The 24,646-nt window shown below is 57.8% G+C and carries 22 protein-coding genes; 7 read left to right on the top strand and 15 right to left on the bottom strand.

Features of this window, described 5'->3' with window-relative positions; genetic code table 11:
• Positions 1-26: 26 nt before the first annotated feature.
• Complete coding sequence (gene apbC, locus ACWKX3_RS01725; protein WP_042320242.1) at positions 27-1,136, bottom strand: iron-sulfur cluster carrier protein ApbC; 1,110 nt, start codon at positions 1,134-1,136, stop codon at positions 27-29.
• A 136-nt stretch (positions 1,137-1,272) separates the two neighbouring features.
• Between apbC and metG the strand changes: the two genes are divergently transcribed.
• The gene (gene metG, locus ACWKX3_RS01720) at positions 1,273-3,306 is read left to right on the top strand and encodes a methionine--tRNA ligase (protein ID WP_042320245.1); all 2,034 of its coding nucleotides are present in this window, start codon (positions 1,273-1,275) and stop codon (positions 3,304-3,306) included.
• Positions 3,307-3,405: 99 nt separating this feature from the next.
• Here the strand turns inward: metG and ACWKX3_RS01715 are convergent, their stop codons facing one another.
• Genes ACWKX3_RS01715 through ACWKX3_RS01705 form a run of 3 tightly spaced genes read right to left on the bottom strand, consistent with a single transcriptional unit; the run spans position 3,406 to position 6,322 of the window.
• Positions 3,406-3,876, bottom strand: a complete 471-nt coding sequence (locus ACWKX3_RS01715; RefSeq protein ID WP_006176388.1) for a YehS family protein — start codon at positions 3,874-3,876, stop codon at positions 3,406-3,408.
• Positions 3,877-3,923: 47 nt separating this feature from the next.
• The gene (btsR, locus tag ACWKX3_RS01710; protein ID WP_337278475.1) at positions 3,924-4,643 is read right to left on the bottom strand and encodes a two-component system response regulator BtsR; all 720 of its coding nucleotides are present in this window, start codon (positions 4,641-4,643) and stop codon (positions 3,924-3,926) included.
• Positions 4,637-6,322 (bottom strand): sensor histidine kinase, encoded by a 1,686-nt coding sequence (locus ACWKX3_RS01705; RefSeq protein WP_006176390.1) that lies wholly within the window; start codon positions 6,320-6,322, stop codon positions 4,637-4,639. The genes btsR and ACWKX3_RS01705 overlap by 7 nt, the downstream gene beginning before the upstream one ends.
• Before the next feature lie 217 nt (positions 6,323-6,539).
• Between ACWKX3_RS01705 and mlrA the strand changes: the two genes are divergently transcribed.
• Positions 6,540-7,280, top strand: coding sequence for an HTH-type transcriptional regulator MlrA (gene mlrA, locus ACWKX3_RS01700; protein ID WP_454541165.1), 741 nt, complete (start codon positions 6,540-6,542; stop codon positions 7,278-7,280).
• 69 nt (positions 7,281-7,349) lie between these two features.
• Complete coding sequence (locus ACWKX3_RS01695) at positions 7,350-7,463, top strand: protein YohO (protein WP_071599713.1); 114 nt, start codon at positions 7,350-7,352, stop codon at positions 7,461-7,463.
• Here the strand turns inward: ACWKX3_RS01695 and ACWKX3_RS01690 are convergent.
• From ACWKX3_RS01690 to bglX, 5 genes are all read right to left on the bottom strand, one after another.
• Entirely contained in the window at positions 7,438-8,175 is a 738-nt protein-coding gene (locus tag ACWKX3_RS01690; RefSeq protein ID WP_058609812.1) for an ABC transporter permease, read from the bottom strand. The two genes, ACWKX3_RS01695 and ACWKX3_RS01690, sit on opposite strands and share 26 nt — an antisense overlap.
• Positions 8,159-9,109, bottom strand: a complete 951-nt coding sequence (locus ACWKX3_RS01685) for an ABC transporter ATP-binding protein (protein ID WP_006176393.1) — start codon at positions 9,107-9,109, stop codon at positions 8,159-8,161. Before ACWKX3_RS01685 ends, ACWKX3_RS01690 begins: the two co-directional genes overlap by 17 nt.
• Positions 9,102-10,259 carry an ABC transporter permease gene (locus ACWKX3_RS01680; RefSeq protein ID WP_088208102.1) on the bottom strand — a complete coding sequence of 386 codons (1,158 nt, stop codon included), beginning with the start codon at positions 10,257-10,259 and terminating at the stop codon, positions 9,102-9,104. The genes ACWKX3_RS01685 and ACWKX3_RS01680 overlap by 8 nt, the downstream gene beginning before the upstream one ends.
• Positions 10,260-10,271: 12 nt before the next feature.
• A complete protein-coding gene (gene osmF / locus ACWKX3_RS01675; RefSeq protein WP_313827062.1) occupies positions 10,272-11,189 on the bottom strand; it encodes a glycine betaine ABC transporter substrate-binding protein OsmF in 918 nt (305 codons plus the stop codon).
• Positions 11,190-11,336: 147 nt separating this feature from the next.
• Positions 11,337-13,634, bottom strand: coding sequence for a beta-glucosidase BglX (gene bglX / locus ACWKX3_RS01670; protein ID WP_088208101.1), 2,298 nt, complete (start codon positions 13,632-13,634; stop codon positions 11,337-11,339).
• A gap of 189 nt (positions 13,635-13,823) precedes the next feature.
• On the opposite strand from bglX, the gene dld reads away from it, so the two are divergent.
• Together dld and ACWKX3_RS01660 are read left to right on the top strand one after the other, a co-directional pair.
• Positions 13,824-15,572: a D-lactate dehydrogenase gene (dld, locus tag ACWKX3_RS01665; RefSeq protein WP_058609817.1), complete on the top strand. Its 1,749-nt coding sequence runs from the start codon at positions 13,824-13,826 to the stop codon at positions 15,570-15,572.
• Positions 15,573-15,684: 112 nt separating this feature from the next.
• Positions 15,685-16,239, top strand: a complete 555-nt coding sequence (locus ACWKX3_RS01660) for a GNAT family N-acetyltransferase (RefSeq protein ID WP_042320259.1) — start codon at positions 15,685-15,687, stop codon at positions 16,237-16,239.
• Positions 16,240-16,336: 97 nt separating this feature from the next.
• Here ACWKX3_RS01660 and pbpG read toward each other — a convergent pair whose 3' ends face one another.
• Both pbpG and ACWKX3_RS01650 read right to left on the bottom strand, forming a co-directional pair.
• On the bottom strand, positions 16,337-17,257 hold the full coding sequence (gene pbpG / locus ACWKX3_RS01655; RefSeq protein ID WP_454541164.1) for a D-alanyl-D-alanine endopeptidase: 921 nt from the start codon (positions 17,255-17,257) through the stop codon (positions 16,337-16,339).
• A gap of 167 nt (positions 17,258-17,424) precedes the next feature.
• Positions 17,425-18,012, bottom strand: a complete 588-nt coding sequence (locus ACWKX3_RS01650; RefSeq protein WP_006176402.1) for a Yip1 family protein — start codon at positions 18,010-18,012, stop codon at positions 17,425-17,427.
• A gap of 157 nt (positions 18,013-18,169) precedes the next feature.
• Between ACWKX3_RS01650 and ACWKX3_RS01645 the strand changes: the two genes are divergently transcribed.
• A complete protein-coding gene (locus ACWKX3_RS01645) occupies positions 18,170-18,739 on the top strand; it encodes a DedA family protein (protein ID WP_006176403.1) in 570 nt (189 codons plus the stop codon).
• 81 nt (positions 18,740-18,820) lie between these two features.
• On the opposite strand, the gene ACWKX3_RS01640 is transcribed toward ACWKX3_RS01645, so the two are convergent.
• Both ACWKX3_RS01640 and mdtQ read right to left on the bottom strand, forming a co-directional pair.
• Positions 18,821-19,585 carry an SDR family oxidoreductase gene (locus ACWKX3_RS01640; protein WP_137849384.1) on the bottom strand — a complete coding sequence of 255 codons (765 nt, stop codon included), beginning with the start codon at positions 19,583-19,585 and terminating at the stop codon, positions 18,821-18,823.
• Positions 19,586-19,635: 50 nt separating this feature from the next.
• Positions 19,636-21,054, bottom strand: a complete 1,419-nt coding sequence (gene mdtQ, locus ACWKX3_RS01635) for a multidrug resistance outer membrane protein MdtQ (protein ID WP_236347953.1) — start codon at positions 21,052-21,054, stop codon at positions 19,636-19,638.
• A gap of 207 nt (positions 21,055-21,261) precedes the next feature.
• On the opposite strand from mdtQ, the gene yohP reads away from it, so the two are divergent.
• Complete coding sequence (yohP, locus tag ACWKX3_RS01630) at positions 21,262-21,345, top strand: small membrane protein YohP (protein WP_015572324.1); 84 nt, start codon at positions 21,262-21,264, stop codon at positions 21,343-21,345.
• 40 nt (positions 21,346-21,385) lie between these two features.
• Here the strand turns inward: yohP and ACWKX3_RS01625 are convergent, their stop codons facing one another.
• Both ACWKX3_RS01625 and bglF read right to left on the bottom strand, forming a co-directional pair.
• On the bottom strand, positions 21,386-22,780 hold the full coding sequence (locus ACWKX3_RS01625) for a glycoside hydrolase family 1 protein (protein ID WP_088208096.1): 1,395 nt from the start codon (positions 22,778-22,780) through the stop codon (positions 21,386-21,388).
• Positions 22,781-22,792: 12 nt separating this feature from the next.
• On the bottom strand, positions 22,793-24,646 hold the full coding sequence (gene bglF, locus ACWKX3_RS01620) for a PTS beta-glucoside transporter subunit IIABC (protein WP_454541163.1): 1,854 nt from the start codon (positions 24,644-24,646) through the stop codon (positions 22,793-22,795).

Here is a 24,646-nt window from a genome sequence, read left to right as displayed (position 1 = left end):
ATCACCCGGCACTCAACGCAGAAGAATTACACCGCGCGGAAGGCGATTTCGCCCGGAATGATTTCGCCCTGCCAGTAGAGTTGCGCCGCGACGCGCCCCGCCAGTTGACGATACATCTCGGCAAATTCACTGTCCGGACGGCTGACGACCGTCGGTTTTCCGCTATCCAGATCTTCACGCAGGGTAATGTGCAGCGGCATCTGACCCAGCAATTGAGTGTGATACTGCGCGGCCAGTTTCTCTGCGCCACCAGTGCCGAAAATAGGCTCATGATGCCCGCAGTTGCTGCAGATATGCATACTCATGTTCTCGACAATGCCCAGCACCGGCACGTCAACTTTCTCAAACATCACGATGCCTTTTTTGGCGTCGATCAGGGCAATATCCTGGGGTGTGGTCACAACCACTGCGCCCGTCACGGGAATGTTCTGCGCCAGCGTCAGCTGAATATCACCGGTGCCCGGCGGCATATCCAGCACCAGGTAATCCAGATCCGGCCACATCGTTTCCTGCAGCATTTGCAGCAGCGCTTTGCTGGCCATCGGGCCACGCCAGACCATCGCGTTATCGTCTGTAACCAGATAACCGATAGAGTTGGTTGCCAGACCGTGCGCCATAATCGGTGCCATGTGGGTACCGTCCGGCGAGGTGGGGCGCTGGTTTTCTGCGCCCAGCATAGCCGGGATGGACGGGCCGTAGATATCCGCATCCAGAATACCGACTTTCGCCCCTTCGGCAGCCAGCGCCAGCGCCAGGTTGACCGCGGTGGAGGACTTACCTACCCCGCCCTTGCCAGAGCTGACGGCAATGATATTTTTGACGCCATTAATGCCCGGCTGGTTTTTCACGCGCTTAAGTGTGGCGATGCTGTGGCTCAGCTTCCAGTCAATCGCTTTTGCACCGGTGATGCGCAGCAGTTCGGAACTGGTTTGCTCTTTGAGGACATCAAATGCGCTGGTCCAGACGAACGGCATCTGCAGTTCAATATGCAGCGTGTCGTCCAGCCATGCGACGTGGTGAAGCGCTTTCAGCGTGGTGAGATTGTGCTTCAGGGTTGGATGCTGAAAATTAGCCAGCGTCCCGGCGACCATTGCTCGTAAGGCTTCCGGTGATTTGGCCTGGGATTGAGAACTCATCCCGACTCCTTTGTTCTTGTGAATAAGACCTTAGATGACAAGTTTACCTGAAAGGCCGTGGTTTGTGCTTACTTAATAATGCCCCTTTTGGTAATATCAAAAACCCTTTTCACAGTTAAAAGAAGTAATGACTACTATGACTCAAGTCGCGAAAAAAATTCTGGTAACGTGCGCACTGCCGTACGCCAACGGCTCAATCCACCTCGGCCACATGCTGGAGCATATCCAGGCTGATGTCTGGGTCCGTTACCAGCGAATGCGCGGCAACGAGGTCAACTTCATCTGTGCAGACGACGCCCACGGCACGCCGATCATGCTGAAAGCGCAGCAGCTCGGCATCAGCCCGGAGCAGATGATCGGTGAAATGAGTCAGGAGCACCAGACGGATTTCGCCGGTTTTGACATCAGCTATGACAACTACCACTCGACGCACAGCGACGAGAACCGCGAGCTGTCTGAGCTTATCTACACCCGTCTGAAAGAGAACGGTTTTATCAAAAACCGCACCATCTCTCAGCTCTACGATCCGGAAAAAGGCATGTTCCTGCCGGACCGTTTCGTCAAAGGCACCTGCCCGAAATGTAAATCCCCGGATCAGTACGGCGATAACTGCGAAGTGTGCGGCGCGACCTACAGCCCGACCGAGCTTATCGAGCCGAAATCCGTGGTGTCCGGCGCAACGCCTGTCATGCGCGACTCTGAGCACTTTTTCTTCGATCTGCCGTCGTTTAGCGAAATGCTGCAGGCGTGGACCCGCAGCGGTGCGCTGCAGGAGCAGGTCGCCAATAAAATGCAGGAGTGGTTCGAATCCGGTCTGCAGCAGTGGGATATCTCCCGCGATGCACCTTACTTCGGCTTCGAAATCCCGAACGCGCCGGGCAAATATTTCTACGTCTGGCTGGATGCGCCTATCGGCTACATGGGCTCGTTCAAGAACCTGTGCGACAAACGCGGCGACACCACCAGCTTTGATGAATACTGGAAGAAAGATTCCGACGCCGAGCTGTACCACTTCATCGGCAAAGATATCGTTTACTTCCACAGCCTGTTCTGGCCGGCGATGCTGGAAGGCAGCAACTTCCGCAAGCCAACCAACCTGTTCGTGCACGGCTATGTGACGGTGAACGGCGCGAAGATGTCTAAATCCCGCGGCACCTTTATTAAAGCCAGCACTTGGCTGAACCACTTCGACGCGGACAGCCTGCGCTACTACTACACCGCGAAGCTCTCTTCACGCATCGACGATATCGACCTGAACCTCGAAGATTTCGTCCAGCGCGTTAACGCGGACATCGTCAACAAGGTGGTGAACCTGGCCTCCCGTAACGCGGGCTTTATCGCCAAGCGTTTTGACGGCGTGCTGTCTGCCGAACTGGCCGATCCTGAGCTGTACAAAACCTTCACCGACGCCGCCGCTGCGATTGGCGATGCCTGGGAAAGCCGTGAATTCGGTAAAGCGATTCGTGAAATCATGGCGCTGGCTGACGTGGCTAACCGCTACGTTGACGAGCAGGCACCGTGGGTTGTCGCTAAGCAGGAAGGCCGCGATGCGGACCTTCAGGCTATCTGTACCATGGGCCTGAATATGTTCCGCGTGCTGATGACCTGGCTCAAGCCGGTTCTGCCGCAGCTCTCTGCGCGTGCTGAAGCATTCCTGAACACCGAGCTGACCTGGGATGCCATCCAGCAACCGCTGCTCGGCCACAAGGTCAACACCTTCAAGGCGCTGTATAACCGCATCGAAATGAAGCAGGTTGACGCCCTGGTCGAGGCCTCCAAAGAAGAGGTGAAGGCTGCCGCTGCGCCGGTAACCGGCCCGCTGGCAGACGATCCGATTCAGGAGACCATTACCTTTGATGATTTCGCCAAAGTCGACCTGCGCGTGGCGCTGATTGAAAATGCGGAATTCGTCGAAGGCTCTGACAAACTGCTGCGCCTGACGCTGGATCTGGGTGGCGAGAAGCGTAACGTCTTCTCCGGCATCCGTTCTGCCTATCCCGATCCGCAGGTGCTTATTGGTCGCCAGACGGTGATGGTTGCGAACCTTGCGCCGCGCAAAATGCGCTTCGGCATCTCTGAAGGGATGGTGATGGCGGCAGGTCCTGGCGGGAAAGATATCTTCCTGTTAAGCCCTGACGAAGGCGCGAAGCCGGGTCAGCAGGTGAAATAACAAAAAAGCCGGAGTTGATCTCCGGCTTTTTTTTGCAATGTGTTTTCTCCCTCTGGGAGAGGGGCGGGGTGAGGGCATCAGGCCGCCACCCGGCTAAAATCACGCTTTCGGGTGATGCACCCGGTGGGTCAGCCCGCGCAGGAAGTTACGCAGAAACTGGTCGCCGCACTCGCGGTAGTTTTTATGATCCGGCGCGCGCATCATGGCGGTCACTTCCGGCACCGATACGCGGTATTTTTGCTCGGTCATGATCGCCACAATATCGTCAGTTTTCAGTGAGAAGGCGATGCGCAGTTTTTTCAGCACGGTGTTGTTATTCACGCGGCGCTCCAGCGCCAGCTCGGGCGCAGACTCATCTTTGCCGCGCTTGTCGTAAATCAGGCCGTTCAGGAAGCCAGACAGAATAATGTCCGGGCAGCGAACAAAACCCTCTTCATCTTCTTTGGTCATCCAGGTATCGAAACCTGCCGACGTGGCTTCCATATCGGACAGCGCAAGAATGCGCACCATGTCGTTATTGTTTGCTTTCAGGGTGTAGCGCAGGCTACGAAGAATGTCATTACTAATCATGAGTGCCTTTAACTTTCGATGTTGCAATGGCGCGCAGTGTACCAGTTTTACAGGCCAATCGCTTCTTTCAAACTTTTCAGGTAGCGACGACTGACGGGAACCGTTTGTCCGGCCCGCAGCACCAGCTCGGCCTGGCCGTTATCCTCGAGACGGATCTCCTTGAGATGCGCCATATTAACCAGATACTGTCTGTGACAGCGGATCAGCGGGGTGCGGCTCTCCAGCGTGCGCAGCGTCAGTTCGGTGAACCCTTCGTTGCCCTCGGCACTGGTGACGTACACGCCGCTCAGCCGGCTGCTGACAAAGGCGACGTCATCCATTTGCAGCAGATAAATTCGGCTGTGTCCGGTGCAGGGGATGAACTTCAGCGGCTGCTGGTTCTCCGGCAGCAGGGTCACATCCTGCACGCCACGCTCCTGGCGCAGGCGGGTCAGCGTCTTTTCCAGACGCTTTTCCTCGATCGGCTTTAGCAGATAATCAAACGCATGTTCTTCAAAGGCTTTCACGGCATATTCATCAAAGGCCGTCAAAAACACGATATAGGGACGGTGCTGGGGATCGAGCATCCCCACCATCTCCAGGCCGCTGATGCGCGGCATCTGGATGTCGAGAAACAGCACGTCCGGGCGCAACTTGTGCACCGCGCCAATCGCCTCGATGGCATTGGCACACTCTCCTGCCACCTCAATATCACTGTGCTCCTGCAACAGAACGCCCAGGTTTTCCCGTGCGAGCGGCTCATCATCCACAATCAGCACTCTCAGCATGCGTTTTCCTCCAGCGGCAGTCGTAAGGTAATGCGGGTAAAGTGGTCTGGCTCGCAGGCGACGGTGATCCCGCAGTCGTCACCAAAATGCGCACGCAGGCGTTTATCCACCAGGCTCATGCCCAAACCGCCTGATGCGGTAGGCGCATAAAGCCCGGCGTTATCTTCAATATCGAGTACCAGATGGTGGTTAAACCGGCTGGCAGAAATCGTGATCTCGCCAATCCCCAACAGCTGCGACGTGCCGTGCTTGATGGCATTCTCGACGATAGGCTGCAGGGTAAAGGCCGGAAGGTGCTGGTACGCCAGCTCATCCGGCACCGACAGCGACACCTGCAGTCGCGACTGAAAACGCGCCTGCTCAATTTGCAGATAGGCGTTAACGTGCTCGACTTCATCCGCCAGGGTGACAATCTCCGACGGACGCTTGAGGTTCTTGCGGAAAAACGTCGAGAGGAACTGCACCAGTTGGGCCGCCTGATCGCTGTCACGGCGAATGACCGCCTTCAGCGTGTTGAGCGCGTTAAACAGGAAATGCGGGTTGACCTGAGCATGCAGAAGCTTGATCTCTGACTGCGTCAGCAGCGCTTTTTGCCGTTCATACTGTCCGGCCAGAATCTGGGCCGACAGCAGCTGGGCGATCCCCTCCCCCAGCGTGCGGTTGATCGAGCTGAACAGGCGGTTCTTCGCTTCATAAAGCTTGATGGTGCCCATTACCCGCTGGTTTTCACCGCGCAGCGGAATGACCAGCGTAGAGCCGAGCTTGCACTGCGGATGCAGGGAGCAGCGGTACGGCACTTCGTTGCCGTCGGCGTAGACCACTTCACCGGTCTCGATGGCGCGCAGGGTGTACGCAGAAGAGATCGGCCTGCCCGGCAGATGATGGTCGTCCCCGGTGCCGGTAAAGGCCAATAGCCGTTCACGGTCGGTAATCGCGACCGCGCCGATATCCAGCTCCTGATAAAGCACCTGCGCCACCTTCATGCTGTTTTCTTCGTTAAAGCCCTGGCGCAGGATCCCTTCGGTCGACGCGGCGACTTTTAACGCCGTTGCGGAGAACGCCGAGGTGTATTTCTCAAACATCGCGCGCTTGTCGAGCAATATACGCATAAACAGCGCGGCCCCGACGGTGTTAGTCACCATCATCGGCGCGGCAATGCTGCTCACCAGATGCAGCGCGTCTTCGTAGGGCCGGGCGATCAGCAAAATAATCGCCATCTGCGCCATCTCCGCCACGAAGGTAATTGCCCCGGCGGTGATCGGGCTAAAGACTTTATCCGGGCGTCCGCGTTTGATCATGTAGCTGTGCACCAGGCCACCGAGCAGCCCTTCAACAATGGTCGAGATCATGCAGCTTAGCGCCGTCATGCCGCCCATTGAGTAGCGATGCAATCCGCCGGTTAACCCAACCAGCCCGCCCACGACCGGACCACCGAGCAGACCGCCCATGACCGCGCCGATGGCGCGCGTGTTGGCAATGGAGTCTTCAATGTGCAGCCCGAAATAGGTGCCCATGATGCAAAAAATGGAGAAGGTGACGTAGCAAAGCAGCTTGTGCGGGAGACGAACGGTCACTTGCATCAGCGGGATGAACAGGCGCGTTTTACTCATCAGCCAGGCGATGACAAGAAACACACACATCTGCTGAAGCAGCAGCAGCACCAGATTGAACTCGTACATACGCAGGGACCGCACATTTCAAAAACGCGTAACATACACTGATGGCGGTAAACTTTCTTTGAAGTATTCCAAAAAAGCCGCATTTCGTGTCCGCTGTCACACCTTTTGCCGAATATCCCCCATAACGGGCATTATTCGTTCAAAAAAACGACAATTCTTCCTGGTTCGCCAAACTGGGTCTACAGTTAAGCTGGGAACGCGCAAGCCGGGGGCAACTATGGCGCTTTACACGATAGGTGAAGTGGCACTCCTTTGTGATATCAATCCCGTCACGCTGCGCGCGTGGCAGCGACGTTATGGATTACTGAAGCCGCAGCGAACCGACGGCGGTCATCGTCTGTTCAATGAGGCAGACATCGACCGCATCCGCGAGATCAAAGGCTGGATCGACAATGGCGTGCAGGTGGGCAAAGTCAAAGATCTGCTCAGCCAGGACGACCCGGATACCCAGCATCTCTGGCGCGAGCATCAGGAAACGCTGTTGCGGCTTCTGCAGGCGGGCAACCTTCAGCGCCTGCGTGCCTGGATTAAAGAGCAGGGGCGCGATTATCCCGCCCGGACCTTGATCACCCACCTTTTCATCCCGCTGCGCCGACGGCTGCAGTGTCAGCAAACCACCCTGCAGGCGCTGCTCAGCATGCTGGACGGGGTACTCATCAACTACATCGCCGTCTTTCTTGCATCGGCCAGAAACAAGGGTGGAAAAGATGCGCTGGTTATCGGCTGGAACGTTCACGATACCACCCGGCTATGGCTGGAAGCGTGGATCGCCACCCAGCGGGGCTGGCGTGTGGACGTACTGGCACATTCCCTCCCCCAGCTTCGCCCCGACCTTTTCGACGGACAAACCCTGCTGGTGTGGTGCGGCGAAGTGCCAACCGCCTCGCAGCAGCAGCTGCTCACGGAGTGGCGTGAGCATGGCTACCCCGTTTACCCGCTTGGTCCGAATGAGCCTTAACGACATTTAATGGTTCATTAACAGCTGCGCTTCACCGTATAATTGTTCCGTTAACAACAGGAGCAGATGATGAAGGCAACTAAACTGGCCGTAATAACCCTTTTCGTGCTGATGGCCCTCAGCGGTATCGGCGGCGTGATGCTGGCGGGTTACTCATTTATTGTACGCGGCGGTGTCGGCTGAGATAAACGGCCAGGCGCTCAAACAGGCGATCGACGACGATAGCTGCCAGCGCGACGAGCAGTGCACCCTGAATGATATAGGCCGTATTAAACCCGCTTAAGCCGATAATAATCGGCGTTCCGAGCGTATTAGCCCCCACCGTTGAGGCGATGGTCGCGGTGCCAATGTTGATAATCACCGACGTGCGGATCCCCGCCACGATCACCGGTGCCGCAAGCGGCAACTCAACCTTGCCAAGCCGCTGCCAGGCGCTCATCCCCATCCCTTCCGCCACGCTCAGCACCGACCCCGGAACCGAGGCAATCCCCGCCAGCGTGCCCTGAAGAATGGGCAAGACGCCGTACAGGATCAGCGCGACAATCGCCGGCACCTGACCAAAGCCCATCACCGGCACCGCAATGGCCAGCACCGCGACCGGCGGAAAGGTCTGGCCGATAGCGGCTATCGTCTCCACCAGAGGACGAAACTCCTTGCCGGATGGGCGCGTTACCGCAATCCCGGCCCCCACGCCAATCACAATCGCCACGACGCTTGAGAGGATCACCAGCCAGGCGTGCGCCAGCGCAAGATTAATAAAGCTCTCCTGCTGATAAACCGGACGCGGCAGGCCGGGAAACAGGGTACTAAACAGCCCGGCGCTGTAAGGCATGGCCCACAGCAAGACCAGAAAAAGCCCCACCAGCCAGGGCAGCGGATCACGCATCCACTTCACGCGCCACCTCCCCCACCAGCAGATCGCGGAAATGCAGCGCGCCGCAGAGTGTCCCCTGCGCATCACAGACCGGCAGCGCCTCGCACTGGCGCGCCACGAAGGCCGAAAGCGCATCGCGCAGACTCATCTGTTCCTGAAGCGGTTCGCCGCCAGGCGACGCATCGCCCCGCCGCATGTACTCGCCCACCGTGCGCAGGGAGAGCAGCCTGACGCCCAGCTCGCTGCGGCCAAAAAACTCGCGGACAAAATCATTGGTCGGATGGCTCAACAGCGCCAGCGGCGTCCCCTGCTGGATCACTTCGCCGTTGTCCATCAACACCAGGTGGTCGGCCAGCCGCAGCGCTTCATCGATATCGTGGGTCACGAGAACGATGGTGCGCCCAAGAATGCGGTGGATGCGCGTCATCTCTGCCTGAAGGGCCGCGCGCGTAACCGGATCGAGCGCGCCGAAAGGTTCATCCATCAGCAGCACCTGCGGGTTGGCGGCCAGTGCGCGCGCCACCCCGACCCGCTGCTGCTGCCCGCCGGAAAGCTGGTGCGGATAACGGTCGCGCAGCGCAGGCTCCAACCCTAACAGCGCCATCAGCTCATCCACGCGCTCGTCGATGCTGCGTCGGCTCCATTTTTCCAGCTGTAGCACCGTGGCGATATTTTGCGCCACCGTCCAGTGCGGGAACAGGCCGATGGACTGAATGGCGTACCCCATGCGACGGCGCAACTCCAGCACCGGCAGGCTGCGAATCTCTTCCCCGGCAAAGCGGATCTGCCCGCTGTCGTGCTCGACCAGGCGGTTGATCATCTTCAGGGTGGTGGATTTACCTGACCCCGAGGTGCCGATCAGCACGGAAAATGCGCCCTCGGCAAAATTCAGGTTCAGATGGCTTGCCGCCGGACGGCCCGCAAAGGTTTTACTGACATCGTTAAATTCAATCATTGGCTCTTCTCCTGAGCAACGCGAGCCACAAGGCAAACAGCGCATCAAGCACGACCGCCAGCGCGATGGTAGGGATCACCCCGAGCAGCACTAAGTCCAGCGCGCTGCTGAGCAGCCCCTGGAACACCAGCGCACCGAAACCGCCTGCACCAATCAGCGCGGCAATCACCGCCATGCCCACGGTTTGCACCGTCACCACCCGCAGGCTGCGCACCAGCAAAGGAAGCGCAAGCGGCAGCTGGATTTTCCAGAAACACTGGCGGGCGCTCATGCCCATCGCCTGCGCGCTCTCCAGCACGTCAGACGAGACCTGTCCCAGCCCGGCCACGACGCCACGGACCAGCGGCAGCAGCGCATACAGCACCAGGGCAATCAGCGCAGGCGTAAGCCCGGTTCCCGCAATGCCCAACGAGCCAAGCGCCGGAAAGGATTGCACCAGCCCCGCCAGCGGTGCGATCAGCAGGCCGAACAGCGCAACGGACGGGATGGTCTGGATAACGTTAAGCACGGTAAACACCCCACCCTGGCGCGAGGGATGGCGATAGCACCACATGCCCAGCGGTACGCCCACCAGCAGGGCCGGCACCAGCGTACCGAACAGGATGGTCAGGTGCTGCGCGAGCGCATCGTCAAACACCTCCTGACGATTGGCATACTCTTTTAATAACGACAGGTCGTTCAGCTCGCCGCTGAACAGCAGCACCAGCGGAATACACCAGAGCTGGGCGTTAAGCAGCCAGCGCCAGGCGGACATCGGCATCAGGCGGCGAATCGCATCGCTGCAGGCCAGCAGGCACAGCGCCAGCCACAGCCACAGACCGCTGCCTATCGACGTTCGCGCAAGGGGGCTTTCAAGCGAAGTCATCTGCGTCGCCGCCAGCCCCGCGCTCCAGAACAGCGCAATAAACAGCGCTTCACACAGCACGAGTGACAGCCAGAGGGATAAACGCGATGACCACAGGGATAAGGCGATCAGCACAGCCAGCGCGGCGGCAAGCAGCGCTGGCGTAAATGACCAGATAGTCCAGATCGCGCGCCCTTCGCCCGAGACCAGGCGATTGGGCGCAACGTTCACAAAGGGTAGCGCGACGGCAGCGAGGGCGACAAACACCAACAGCAGCAGTACGCGGTTATGACATTTTATTGGCACAGCCTTTCCCTGTTACTTCACAAGCCCTTGTTGTTTCAGGAAGTCGGCAGCCACTTTTTTGGCATCCAGTCCTTCAACGGCAATGTTGGCATTGAGCTGCTGCAGCGTTTTTTCATCCAGCTTTTCAAAGACCGGCTTAAGCCAGTCGCCAATCTGCGGATAGGCTTTGAGGACCGCCTCACGCACTACCGGTGCCGGGGCATAAATCGGCTGGACGCCTTTTGGATCGGTTAAGGTTTGCAGGCCCAGCGCGGCCACCGGGCCGTCGGTGCCGTAGGCCATCGCCGCATTCACGCCAGAGGTCTGCTGCGCGGCCGCCTTAATGGTCACTGCGGTATCGCCGCCCGCCAGGGAGAGGAGTTGCGACTGGTCGAGTTTAAAATCGTAGGCTTTTTCAAAGGCAGGAAGCGCGTCGGGGCGCTCAATGAACTCCGCAGAGGCGGCAAGCTTGATATCGCCCTTCTCTTTCAGATAGCGGCTCAGATCCTCAAGCGACGTCAGCTTGCCTTTCTCAGCAACATCTTTGCGCACCGCAATGGTCCAGGTGTTGTTGGCTGGTGCAGGCGTCAGCCAGACCAGTTTGTTTTGTTCCGCATCCAGCTTTTTGACCTTCTCATAACCGGCTTTGGCGTTTTTCCATGCCGCGTCGTTTTCATCTTTAAAGAAGAAAGCGCCGTTACCGGTGTATTCAGGATAGATATCCAGTTCGCCCGAGACGATCGCGCCGCGCACCACCGGCGTGGTACCAAGCTGCACTTTATTGACGGTTTTCACGCCATGGCTCTCAAGCACCTGCAAGATGATATTGCCGAGCAACGCCCCTTCGGTATCGATCTTTGAGCCAACCTTCACCGGCTCGGCGGCCTGCAATGGCAGGCTCAGCGCCGCCATTAATGCCGCCGCGCCTAAAATCCCCTTTGTCTTCGTCATTCCGCTGTCCTCATTTTTTTATCGCCTTTTTCAGAGGCTTGAGAGAAAAGCGTAGCTTAAAACGGCGGATTTAACCGTCAAAATGCCTTTTTAGCATAAGGTAAGATACATCCCCCGGCCTGCGGGGGATGTCAGAGAAAGGAAGGGTTACTGCAGCTCGAACTCGCCTTTATTCACGCGGGCGGAATCCACGCCGATAAAGACGTTGAACTTGCCCGGTTCAGCATCGTATTTCATCTGCTGGTTCCAGAACTTCAGCGCGTTGACGTCAATCGGGAAACTCACCGTTTTGGTCTCACCAGGCTTGAGATCCACCTTCTCAAAACCACGCAGTTGCTTCACCGGACGGCTCATGGACGCGGTAACGTCCTGAACGTACATCTGGATCACCGTTGCGCCGTCACGCTTGCCGCTGTTGGTCACGTCCACGCTGGCGGTGACGCTGCCGTCACGGGTCATGGTCGGAGCCGACATTTTCACGTCAGACACCGTGAAAGTGGTGTAGCTCAGCCCATAGCCAAACGGATACAGCGGGCCGTTGGCTTCGTCGAAGTAACGGGAGGTGTACTTATTCGGCTTATCGGCGTTATACGGACGGCCAGTATTAAGATGGCTGTAGTACACCGGAATCTGCCCGACGGAGCGCGGGAAGGACATCGGCAGCTTGCCGGACGGGTTGTAATCGCCAAACAGCACGTCGGCGATGGCGTTACCGCCTTCGGTCCCGGCGAACCAGGTTTCGAGAATCGCATCAGCCTGCTGATCTTCTTTCACCAGCGCCAGCGGGCGACCGTTCATCAGCACCAGTACCAGCGGCTTACCGGTCGCTTTCAGGGCGGCGATCAGATCGCGCTGGCTCTGCGGAATCGTGATGTCGGTACGGCTGGAGGCTTCGTGCGCCATCCCCTGCGCTTCACCAACCACGGCCACCACCACGTCGGACTGCTTCGCGGCGTTAACCGCTTCGTCGATCATCTCCTTCGGCGTACGCGGATCGACCTTCACGGCCTCTTCATACTGATTGAGGAAGGTGACGATATCTTTATCGTTGGTGACGTTCGCCCCTTTGGCGTACACCACTTTCGCATTATCCCCGACAGCGCTCTTAATGCCGGTCAGCACGGTTACGGACTGATCGGCTACGCCCGCGGCGGACCAACTGCCCATCACGTCGCGCTTGCTGTCGGCCAGCGGGCCGACCACGGCAATGGTGCCGGATTTCTTCAGCGGCAGCGTGTCGAGGCGGTTTTTCAGCAGCACCAGGCTTTCACGCGCCACTTCGCGCGCTTCTTTGCGGTGCAGACGGCTTTCGGCGTTGGTGTCCGCCGGGTCAGAATCTTTCGGCCCGAGGTGGCTGTACGGATCGTTAAACAGCCCCATGTCATATTTGACGTTCAGCACGTGGCGGGTGGCGTCGTCCAGCTCGGCCATCGTCACTTTGCCGCTTTTCACCAGCCCCGGCAGGTATTTGCTGTAATACTCGTCGCTCATGCTCATGTTGATGCCGGACTTAAGCGCCACGCGTACCGCATCTTCTGGATCGGCGGCCGTGCCGTGTTTAATCAGCTCTTTAATCGCGCCGTGATCCGAGACGGTGATGCCCTTAAAGCCCCACTGGTCACGCAACACGTCTTTCAGCAGCCAGGCGTCGGAGGTTGCAGGCGTGCCGTTCAGGGAGTTCAGCGCCACCATCACCGCGCCGCTACCCGCATCCAGCCCCGCTTTATACGGCGGCATATAGTCGTTGAACAGGCGCTGCGGGCTCATGTCCACGGTGTTGTACTCTTTTCCGCCTTCCACCGCGCCGTAGGCCGCGAAGTGTTTGACGCTGGTCATTACCGAGTAGCGGTCCGCCGGGCTTTTGCCCTGCATCGCTTCCACCATGGTTTTCCCCATCGTGGCGGTTAAGTAGGTGTCTTCACCGAAGCCTTCCGACGCGCGGCCCCAGCGCGGATCGCGGGAGACGTCGACCATCGGTGCCCAGGTCATGTTCAGGCCGTCGTCCGCCGCTTCATAGGCGGAAATACGCCCGACGGTTTTTACCGCGTCGAGGTTAAAGGAGGAGGCTAAGCCGAGGCTGATTGGGAAGACGGTGCGCTGGCCGTGCAACACGTCATAGGCGAAAAAGAGAGGGATTTTCAGGCGGCTGAGTTCCATCACCTGATCCTGCATTTTGCGGATATCCTGGCGGGTAACGGTGTTAAAAATGGCCCCGACCTGGCTCTCCTTGATCATGTCGCGGATAGCCTCTTTCGGGTTATCCGGGCCGACGCTGATCAGACGCAGCTGGCCAATTTTCTCATCGACCGTCATCTTCTTGAGCAGCTCGGTGACAAATGCATCACGGGCTTCAGGCGTGAGCGGATGATTACCAAACAAATCGTCTGCCAGCGCAGGTTGCAGCGCCAGGCTAACGGCGACACCTACCGAACATAGCCATTTCATGTCGTTTTACTCTCTCATCAATAACCGCCGGCAGCCCTCGGCCAGCCCGTGCGAAAAGCGCAGTGTGCCATAAACCCTTTGATCCGTGCAGGGTTATTCTCTGATTTTTCTCATGAATAGTAGACCGCTTGACGATTAATCGCGCTATGCTTTACAGCGAGAAATTTGCCCCACCACAAGGAGTGGAAGATGTCTTCTGTTCGATCTCACGATAACACCGCATTTATTAACGAACTGTCGCGCCTGGTTGGCTCCTCTCACCTGCTTACCGACCCGGCCAAAACCGCGCGCTACCGCAAGGGCTTTCGTTCCGGACAGGGCGACGCCCTGGCGGTGGTCTTCCCCGGCACGCTGCTGGAACTGTGGCGTGTACTGAGCGCCTGCGTCACCGCCGACAAAATTATTCTGATGCAGGCCGCCAATACCGGTCTGACGGAAGGCTCAACGCCGAACGGCAACGATTACGATCGCGACATCGTGATTATCAGCACGCTGCGTCTCGACAAACTGCACCTGCTGGATAAAGGCGAACAGGTGCTTGCCTTCCCCGGCACCACCCTGTATTCCCTGGAAAAAGCGCTCAAGCCGTTGGGACGCGAACCGCATTCGGTCATCGGCTCCTCCTGCATCGGCGCCTCCGTGGTGGGCGGGATCTGCAACAACTCCGGCGGCTCGCTGGTGCAGCGCGGCCCGGCTTACACCGAAATGTCCCTTTTCGCCCGTATCGACGAGAACGGCAAACTGACGCTGGTGAACCATCTGGGGATCGATCTGGGCGTGACGCCGGAGCAAATTCTCAGCAAGCTCGACGACGATCGCGTGCGGGATGAAGACGTTCAGCACGACGGACGTCATGCTCACGACCATGACTACGTAACCCGCGTGCGCGACATTGAAGCCCAGACCCCGGCGCGCTATAACGCTGACCCGGACCGTCTGTTTGAATCCTCCGGCTGCGCGGGCAAGCTTGCCGTCTTCGCCGTGCGCCTGGACACTTTCCCGGCTGAAAAAAACCAGCAGGTGTTCTACATCGGCACCAATGAGCCAGGCGTACTGACCGAGATCCGCCGCCACATTCTTGGCAACTTTACCCATCTGCCGGTGGCAGGCGAGTATATGCATCGCGATATCTACGATATCGCCGAGCGTTACGGTAAAGACACCTTCCTGATGATCGACAAGCTCGGTACCGACAAAATGCCGTTCTTCTTTACGATGAAGGGCCGCACCGACGCGATGCTGGAAAAAGTGCCGCTGTTTAAGCCGCACTTTACCGACCGCTTCATGCAAAAACTCGGCAACGTCTTCCCGGCGCATTTACCTGAAAGAATGAAAACATGGCGCGACAGGTACGAACATCATCTGCTGCTGAAGATGGCCGGCGATGGCATTGCCGAAGCGCAGACCTGGCTGACCGAGTTCTTCAAAACCGCCGACGGGGATTTCTTTGCCTGTACGCCGGAAGAAGGCAGCAAAGCCTTCCTGCACCGCTTCGCGGCGGCGGGCGCGGCCATTCGCTATCAGGCGGTTCATTCCGACGAGGTGGAAGATATTCTGGCGCTGGATATTGCCCTGCGGCGTAACGATACCGAATGGTTTGAACACCTGCCGCCGGAGTTCGACAGCAAGCTGGTGCACAAGCTCTACTACGGTCACTTTATGTGCTACGTCTTCCATCAGGATTACATCGTCAAGAAAGGGGTCGATGCACACGCTCTGAAAGAGCAGATGCTGACGCTGCTACGCGCCCGCGGGGCACAATATCCGGCGGAACATAACGTTGGGCATTTATACGAAGCGCCCGAGACGCTTAAACGGTTTTATCGCGAAAATGACCCTACAAACAGTATGAATCCCGGCATTGGTAAGACTACGCGGAATAAATACTGGAAAGAGTCGGCCGACGCGGAGCCGCACAATACGCAAGCCTCTGATTAGTTCCTACAGCCAAATTTAAGAGATTGTTAAGCAGTCCTCAAACGTACTAGAGTAGGTGCCTGACGCCAGAGAAACGTTTCTCTGGCTTTCCATGTTGAGGAGCAGGCACATCATGTCGGCTGTTGATATTTTGTCTGAAACTGAAGTCGACGTGCGCGACGCCCTTCCTGACGATGCGCATGCCATTTCGGCCATCTATGCATGGCATGTCCTTCACGGCCGTGCGTCGTTTGAAGAGGTTCCCCCCACCGTCGATGAAATGCGTCAGCGCATGCAAAACGTTGCCGACAAAGGTCTGCCATGGCTGGTTGTGCTCTATCGTGGGATTGTGGTGGGCTATTGCTATGCGACCTACTACCGCCCCCGCCCCGCCTACCGTTTCACGCTTGAAGAATCGATTTACGTCGACGCCAGCACCACCGGACGCGGTTTTGGATCGGCGCTGATGGATGCGCTGATTGCGCGCTGTGAAAAGGGTCCATGGCGACAGATGATTGCGGTTGTCGGTGACGGGAATAACAATGCCGGGTCGCTGCGTTTACATAAAAAGCACGGCTTTGAAGTCGTCGGCCAACTGCGAAGCGTGGGCTACAAGAAAGGGGACTGGCGGGATACGTTGATTATGCAGCGCCCGCTTAACGACGGGGACTGGACGCTGCCGGAGTAAGTCGCTGTTGCCCTGGGCGGCGTCGCTTACCGGGCCTGCATGCGACGCCCTTGTAGGCCGGGTAAGGCGAAGCCGCCACCCGGCGCTCACAAACGGCTCAATCGTTCTGTGCGGTCGCCATCTGTTCTGCTTTCTGCTTCTTATACGCCAGCGCTGAAGCCGGCACCGGCTGCACTTTCCCGGTCTCAATCCAGGTACGCAGGCGGCTGGCATCCGCGAAGTGGGTGTATTTCCCAAACGCATCCATCACCACCAGCGCCACCGGTTTGCCGTTGAACACGGTGCGCATCACCAGGCAGTGCCCCGCCGCGTTGGTAAAGCCCGTTTTGGTTAACTGGATATTCCAGTTATCGCGATACACCAGATGATTGGTGTTGCGAAACGGCAGCGTGTACGGAGGGTTCGAGAACGTCGCCATATCTTCACGCGTGGTGCTGAGCTGGCCGAGCTGCGGATAGCGTTTGCTGGCGACCAGCAGCTTCGTCAAATCCCGCGCCGTCGAGACGTTATGAATCGACAGGCCCGTAGGCTCCACAAAGCGGGTGTTGGTCATCCCCAGCGATTTGGCTTTGGCATTCATGGCACGAATAAACGCGTCATAGCCGCCCGGATAATGATGCGCCAGGCTCGCCGCCGCACGGTTCTCAGAGGACATCAGCGCCAGCAGCATCATATTTTTACGGCTGATCTCACTGTTCAGACGCACGCGAGAGTAGATCCCTTTCATCTCCGGCGTGTGGCTGATATCCACCTTCAGCTTTTCATCCAGCGGCAGTCGTGCATCAAGCACCACCATCGCGGTCATTAATTTGGTTATCGAGGCGATCGGGCGCACCAGGTCCGGATGGCTGGCGTAAATCACCTTGTTGGTGTTCAGATCCACGATCATCGCGCTGCCGGACGCAATTTGCGGTTGCGCAGCGGTGGTTACCGCGGGCGTTTTGGCCATCACCGGTGCGGCAACAGACGCTCCCAGCAACAGCGCCAGGCTAAGTAAAGAGACTCGGAATTTTAACATGGTGAGACTTCTGGTAATTATTCACGCACGTAATGACGTACACCGCCTGCATGGATGGGTAAATGCAGGCTGGCTTCGGCATCATAGCGGGCACTGTGCGTTGTCGCCAGCAGTTAATCGTGAACAGATGCTGCATTGCTGGCATTTACGCCAGCAATGCAATACGCCTAGAAGAGACGGTAACCATAGCCCCAAAGAATCACCGTCAGCGCCAGTAACGCCTCCAGTACCAGTACGCCAATGGCAAGCGTTGAGCTGGAGAAGCTCAGGCCCTCTTCTTTATTGATATTCAGGAAGGTGGGAATACCCAGGTACAGCAAATAGCCGGTATAAAAGAGTGCGACCGTACCGACCAGCGCGCACAGCCAGACCAGCGGATAGAGCGCAACAATGCCGCTTAAGAACAGCGGCGTCGCGACGTATCCGGCGAAGATCATGCAGTTCGCCAGCGATGGACGCTGCGGGTAGTTGCGTGCCATCCAGTAGATGACGCGTCCCATGATGGCAACACCGGCCAGCATCAGGCCATAGAACAGCACCGCAAGCCCCAGCCCGGTGAACCAGGAGAGCTGGACCACGGTGCCATCACCAAAGTTCCAGCCGATTTGAGTCGTACCAATAAACGCGCAGATCACCGGCACCGCTGCCATCAGCAGTACATGGTGCGTGTAATGATGCGCAACCGTTTCGTTCTCGCTTCTGATTACGTGCATTTCACGATCGGGATGGGAGAAGAGTCCCCAGACATGGTTCATAGCGCCCCCTTGTTGTCGGCCCGTCAGCGATAGCCTAGGTATAATGCAGGCTGTCGATTATTTTATGTACATCAGGAAATTTGCCTTGATTGCCGCGTTATTTATTCATGGGGTATATGATTAATGCAGGCACGCTGAGGGAGACTACGCTTACTTAATGGATATTAATGGTCTGATTGAACACTATGGATACGCTGCGCTGGTTGTCGGAAGCGTGGCGGAAGGCGAAACCATCACCCTGTTAGGAGGGGTTGCGGCACATCAGGGATTGCTGAAATTTCCGCTGGTTGTCGCCGCCGTGGCGCTGGGCGGCATGATAGGCGACCAGCTTCTCTACTTCCTCGGGTTACGCTTTGGGCCAACGCTGCTCAGGCGGTTTTCGAAGCACCGCAAAAAAATCAACCGGGCGCAGAGGCTTATCCAGCGCCATCCCTATCTTTTCGTCATTGGCACCCGCTTTATGTACGGATTCCGCATCATCGGGCCGATACTGATCGGGGCCAGCCGGTTACCCCCTAAAATTTTCCTGCCGCTGAATATCCTTGGCGCGATCGCCTGGGCGCTGATCTTTACCACTCTCGGCTACGCGGGTGGCGAAGTGATTGGCCCGTGGCTGCATAACCTCGATCAGCATCTTAAACACTGGGCGTGGCTAATTCTGGTGGTCGTGGCGGTGATTGCGGTGAGGCTGTGGCTGAAGCACCGGGAGAAAAAGCGGGAGGAGTAGTGCGGCCTGATGCCCTTACCCCCGTCCCGTCGGGTATCACGTTCCCTCTCCATTTGGGAGAGGGTCAGGGTGAGGGAAAACCTACTCCGCAGGTTTAAACTGCGGATTCGCCAGCATAAATCCGCCGTCGACAATAAACGATTGCCCCGTGGTATAGCTGGCATCATTGTCGCAAAGCCACGCCACCAGGCTGGCAATCTCTTTGGTGTGCCCCGGTCTCGCCAGCGGGATAGCCGGCATCGAACCCGCCTTCACCTCGCTGTCGTCCATGTCGTTCATCGGGGTGGCGATAGCGCCGGGGGCCACGGCATTCACCAGAATGTTGTGGCCCACCAGCTCCAGCGCCATCGACTTGGTTAGCCCGCCCAGAGCGTGTTTTGCCGCCGTGTAGGCGCTGGCATCGGGTAAAGGCGTATGCTCATGCACCGAGGTGATATTCACGATCCTTCCGCCCTCCCCCTGCTTCACCATCTGGCGGGCGGCGATCTGCGAACAGAGAAACGCCCCGTCAACGTCCACGGTGAAAATGCCCCGCCAGTCCTCATATTTCATCTCAAGAAACGGCGCCTTGGTCATCGCACCAGCGTTGTTGACCAGCACGTCCAGCCGCCCAAAACGCGCGATAAGCGTTTCAATCGCCTTTGCCCCTTCCGGGAGCGTACTCAAATCCAGATGGATGGCTTCGGCCCGCTGTCCGAGCGCCTCCACCTCACGGCAGGTTTCGAGCGCGCCTTTCTCGTCGGAGTGCCAGGTTACGCCGATATCAAAGCCTCTTTCAGCCAGCATCAGCGCCGTGGTTTTACCTATCCCGGAATCTGAAGCGGTGACAATTGCAACTCGGGTCATACTCACCTCCTGAAAATGTGCAGAGAGGTAAGTATAGATAACGCCCGGATTTAGCCGTGGCGATATCCGCCGCCCAGAGCAGACGTCAGCTGCAGCGTGGCGTCGACGTACTCGCCCTGAAGCGTCAACCCGGCGATACGCTCCTTCAGCGCCGGAATGCTGGCTTCGCTGACGCGCGAGCCTGCCACGATCCCCGCCCTGAAGCGCGCCTGCGCCAGTGACACCACGCGCGCCGCTTCTTTTTCAACCTTCTGCTGATGCTGGTTTTTCGCCGTCAGGGTTTCCACTTCGCTGGCCGTGCGCGCCACCTGATTGACGGCCTCCACCACGGCTTTGTTGTAGTTCGCCACCGAAAGATTATTTTGGGCCTGAGCAATATCCAGGCTGGCGTTCAGCCTGCCGCTGTCAAAAATCGGTAACGTCAGCCCGGCCGTCACGCCCATCTGCTGCGCCGACGAGCGGAACAGATCGCTCAGGTGCAGGGCATCCTGTTGCAGAAACGCCATGACGTTCACATCCGGATAAAAAGCGGCTTTGGCGGCGTCGACCTCGCTCATGGAGGCTTCGATATACCAGCGGGCCTCTTGCAGATCGGGCCGGCGGGCCAGCAGTTCGTAGCCCAGCGTGGTCGGCAATGACGCTTCAACAGCGGGCAGCGCATGAGGCGTGAGTTTCAGCGACGTGGTATGAGTCAAGGCTTCCAGCCGGGCCTCAATCGTTCTCATTTTGCCGTTCACATCGGCTATGTGTTCATCGGTTTTGCTGGCGTTGATATCGGTTTCTATCCCCTCCACAGAGGAAGTGATCCCGTGCTGATATAACTCAACGTCGGCGCCAATGATATTCTCCTGCTCATGCTTGATCCGGGTAAGCACCCCGGCGACCGCAGACTGGGTTTGCCACGCCCAGTAGAGCCGCGCCACGCTGCTGGCAAGAAGCTGGCGGGTCTGTTCCAGTTCGGCTTTTTGAGCATTGACCCTGCCGATACGGGACTCGACCTGCGCGCGGTTTTTCCCCCACAAATCCAGATCCCAGCCCGCCGTCAGGCCAAAGGTGCCGTTGGTATACCATGGCCCGGTGGTACCCGCTGCCGGGTCAGTTAGGGCAAACGGCCCCATCAGCCCTTCTGCCGACATTTTTTGCCGCTCGGCATCGGCTGAAAAATCGATTTGCGGGCCGTCGGCGGCCATCGTGGCTTTGGCCTGCGCCTCGGCCAGGGTGATTCGCTGCCGGGCAATCTGCATATCCGGTGCGTCCTGCAAGGCTTTGGCAATCAGTTCGTTAAGCTGCGGATCGTTGAAGTCTTTCCACCATTCGCTTTTTGGCCAGTCGATACGGGACAGGTGGGCGTTAACGGCAGAGGCGACCGGTTGCGCAGTTATCCCCGTCACTGTGGGATGCTGCGGGGCGCACGCGGTCAGGAATAAAATCAGAGAGGTATTAAGAGAAAGAATAAGAGAACGCTTCATGACGTTATGCACTCAAAAAATAAAGGCGCAAATTACGCTTGAAACCGTCCCTTTTTTTAGTAACGCGTGGCAATCCGCACTTTGTCATACATTTTCATAATCAGAAAATTATTTCCCTTAGTAATTAATTATATGAATGCATTCATCGCACTTATAAATTGACTGCTACACTTACCGGGAACAAACAAACATGCGCAGGAGAAGCGAATGAAAATACTATTGTGGGTTATTTTAATTATATTTCTGATTGGGCTGCTGGTGGTCACCGGTGTATTCAAGATGATTTTCTGACGCGTCTGCCCGGCGAGTTGCCGGGCAAATACTTTTTCAATCAGCCCTTGAGGGAGCCGCCGTTGGTGGCAATCACCTCTTTATACCAGTAGAAACTTTTCTTGCGGCTGCGCGCCAGCGTACCTTCTCCGCTGTCATCGCGGTCAACGTAAATAAAGCCGTAGCGTTTGGACAGTTCCGCTTTCGATGCGCTGACCAGATCGATGGGTCCCCAGCTGGTATACCCCATCACCTCCACGCCATCGTCAAGGGCTTCGCGCACCTGGACCAGATGATCGTTCAGGTAGCTGATGCGGTAATCATCCTGTACCACGCCGCTGGCGTCCGGTTTATCCTTCGCGCCGAGACCATTCTCCACGATAAACAGCGGCTTTTGATAGCGATCCCACAGCACGTTCAGCAGCGTACGCAGGCCGACAGGGTCAATCTGCCAGCCCCACTCGGAGCTTGCCAGGTGCGGGTTTGGAACCATGCTCAGAATATTGCCGCGCGCCTGCTGGTTCAACGCCTCATCGGTGGTGACACAGCCCGTCATGTAGTAACTGAACGAGATAAAATCAACGGTCGATTTCAGCGCCTCGCGGTCAGCATCGGTTATCGCTATTTCAATACCGTTGTCACGGAAGAAACGCAGCATATACCCCGGATAGGCACCGCGGCACTGCACATCGCCGAAGAACTGCCAGGCACGGTTCTCCTGCAAGGCTTCAAGCACGTCTTCCGGTTTGCAGGTCAGCGGGTACATCAAACCGCCCAGCAGCATGTTGCCAATTCTGGCGTCCGGAATGATGTCGTGACAGGCTTTTACCGCCAGGGCACTCGCCACCAGCTGATGGTGGATCGCCTGATACACGTCGCCTTTACTGCTGGACTCCGGCAGGCCGACGCCGGTCATCGGCGCATGCAGCGACATGTTGATTTCATTGAAGGTCAGCCACAGCTTGACCTTCTCCCCATAGCGCGCAAATACGGTGCGAGCGTAATGTTCAAAAAAGCCGATCGTCTTGCGATTGCCCCAGCCGCCGTACTGCTTAACCAGCCCCCACGGCATTTCGTAGTGCGACAGCGTTACCAGCGGGGTGATGTTGTGCGCGGCCAGCTCGTCAAATAGCCTGTCATAGTATGCCAGCCCCGCCTCATTTGGTTGCTGCTCGTCACCGTTCGGGAAGATCCGCGTCCAGGCAATGGACACGCGCAGGCAGCTAAAGCCCATTTCGGCAAACAGTTTGATGTCTTCCGGGTAGCGATGGTAGAAATCGATGGCGACGTCCTTGATGCCGCTGTCACCCGCCACGCGCTCCACCACCGGGCCAAACACGCCCTGCGGCTGCACGTCAGAGGTAGACAGCCCTTTGCCATCTTCCCGATAAGCCCCCTCTACCTGATTCGCGGCCAGCGCGCCGCCCCATAAAAAATCATCCGGGAAAGTCTTCATCACGTTCTCCTGTTATTGATGGCTTACGCTGAGCAATGGCGCACCGGCGGTTACGGACGTTGCCGCCACGGTCACCACGTCGCGATACTCATCGCTGTTACTGATAATAATCGGGGTCGTCAGGTCATATCCGGCGTCAATAATCGCCTGACGGTCAAATTCCAGCAGCAGGTCGCCCGGCTGCACGCTGTCGCCCACCTTCACATGGGCGGTGAACAGCCTGCCGTCGAGCTTCACGGTGTCGATCCCGACATGGATCAACACCTCAATACCGCTCTTGCTGAGCAGGCCGATAGCATGTTTGGTCTGAAAGAGAGAGGCCACCTCGCCGGCAAACGGCGCAACGACCTGATTAGTGGCGGGAATAATTGCCGCACCGCTGCCCAGCAGGCCGCTGGCAAAGGTCGTATCCGGCACCTGATCAAGCGCCAGCACGGTGCCGGTCATCGGAGAGAGCACCTCGTTTTCACCCGCTGACGGCGCGACCTCTGAGGTTGTGTGCCCCGGCATGCCCGCCGCCAGCGTCAGGCCACAGCTCAGCACCAGGGCGACCACCGTGCCGATAATGCCGCCCCACAGCGTGGCGTTTACGCCGCCCGGAGGGATCATTTGTGCGATGGTAAAAATATTGGCAAAGCCAAAGGAGTAGACGTGTGTATCGCTAAAACCGACAATCGCCCCGCCGATCGCACCCGCCACGCAGCCAAAGATAAAAGGGCGGCGCAGCGGCAGGTTAAGGCCATACACAGCCGGTTCGGTGATCCCAAAAATCCCTGCCGTGACGGAGGAGCCGGCCAGCATTTTCTGGCGCGCATCGCGGGTACGCAGGAAGATCCCCAGCGCCGCGCCCACCTGACCAAAGACGGCGGGAAGCAGCATCGGCAGCATCGAGTCATGGCCCAGCACCGCCAGGTTATTGATCATCAGCGGCACCAGCCCCCAGTGCAGGCCGAAAATCACGCAAACCTGCCACAGCGCGCCCATTGCCGCCCCCGCCAGCCACGGAGCCAGCACATAGATCCACTGATAACCGTTCGCCAGCAGCTGGCTCAGCCAGGTGGCGAGAGGGCCGATCACCAGAAACGTCAGCGGTACGGTGACGGCTAAACAGATCAGCGGCGCAAAAAAGTTTTTCATCGACGGAGGCAAAAGCGACGTGCTCCGCTTTTCCAGCCAGCAGCTTACCCACGCCGCGAGAATAATGGGGATCACCGACGAACTGTAGTTAAACCAGGTGACCGGAAGGCCGAGAAACGTCTGGGCAACCGCGCCCGACTGCTGGCTGGCGTCAAATGCGGCAATCATCATCGGATGGGTCAGCGCCCCGCCGATCACCATGGTGATAAACGGGTTGCCGCCAAACTTTTTCCCGGCGGTGTAGCCCAGCACCAGCGGGAAGAAGAAGAACAGCGCGTCGCTCGCGGCGAACCAGATTTTATAGGTCCCGCTTTCCACACTGAGCCAGCCGCACACCAGCGCCAGCGCCAGCAGTCCTTTCAGGATACCGGAGGCCGCCAGAATGCCGATAAAAGGGGTGAAAATGCCAGAGACGATATCTATCAGGCGCCCCAGTAAATGACCTTTATCACCCTTGTCGTCCACCACGGGGGCATCATCCGTTAGCCCTGCGGCATCGCGCACCGCCTGCCAGACTGTGTGAACGTGATTGCCAATCACCACCTGAAACTGTCCGCCGCTTTCAACCACCATAATGACGCCCGGATTTTTCTTCAGCCCGTCGGCATCCGCTTTTTGATTATCTTTCAGTTTGAAGCGAAGCCGGGTAGCGCAGTGAACAAGACTGACGATGTTCTCTTTTCCGCCAACGTGGCTGAGAATATCCTTTGCTAACGCCTGGTATTCCAT

The organism is Enterobacter sp. UPMP2052 (genome assembly GCF_053709675.1).
This window is presented reverse-complemented; position numbering and strand designations above follow the sequence as displayed.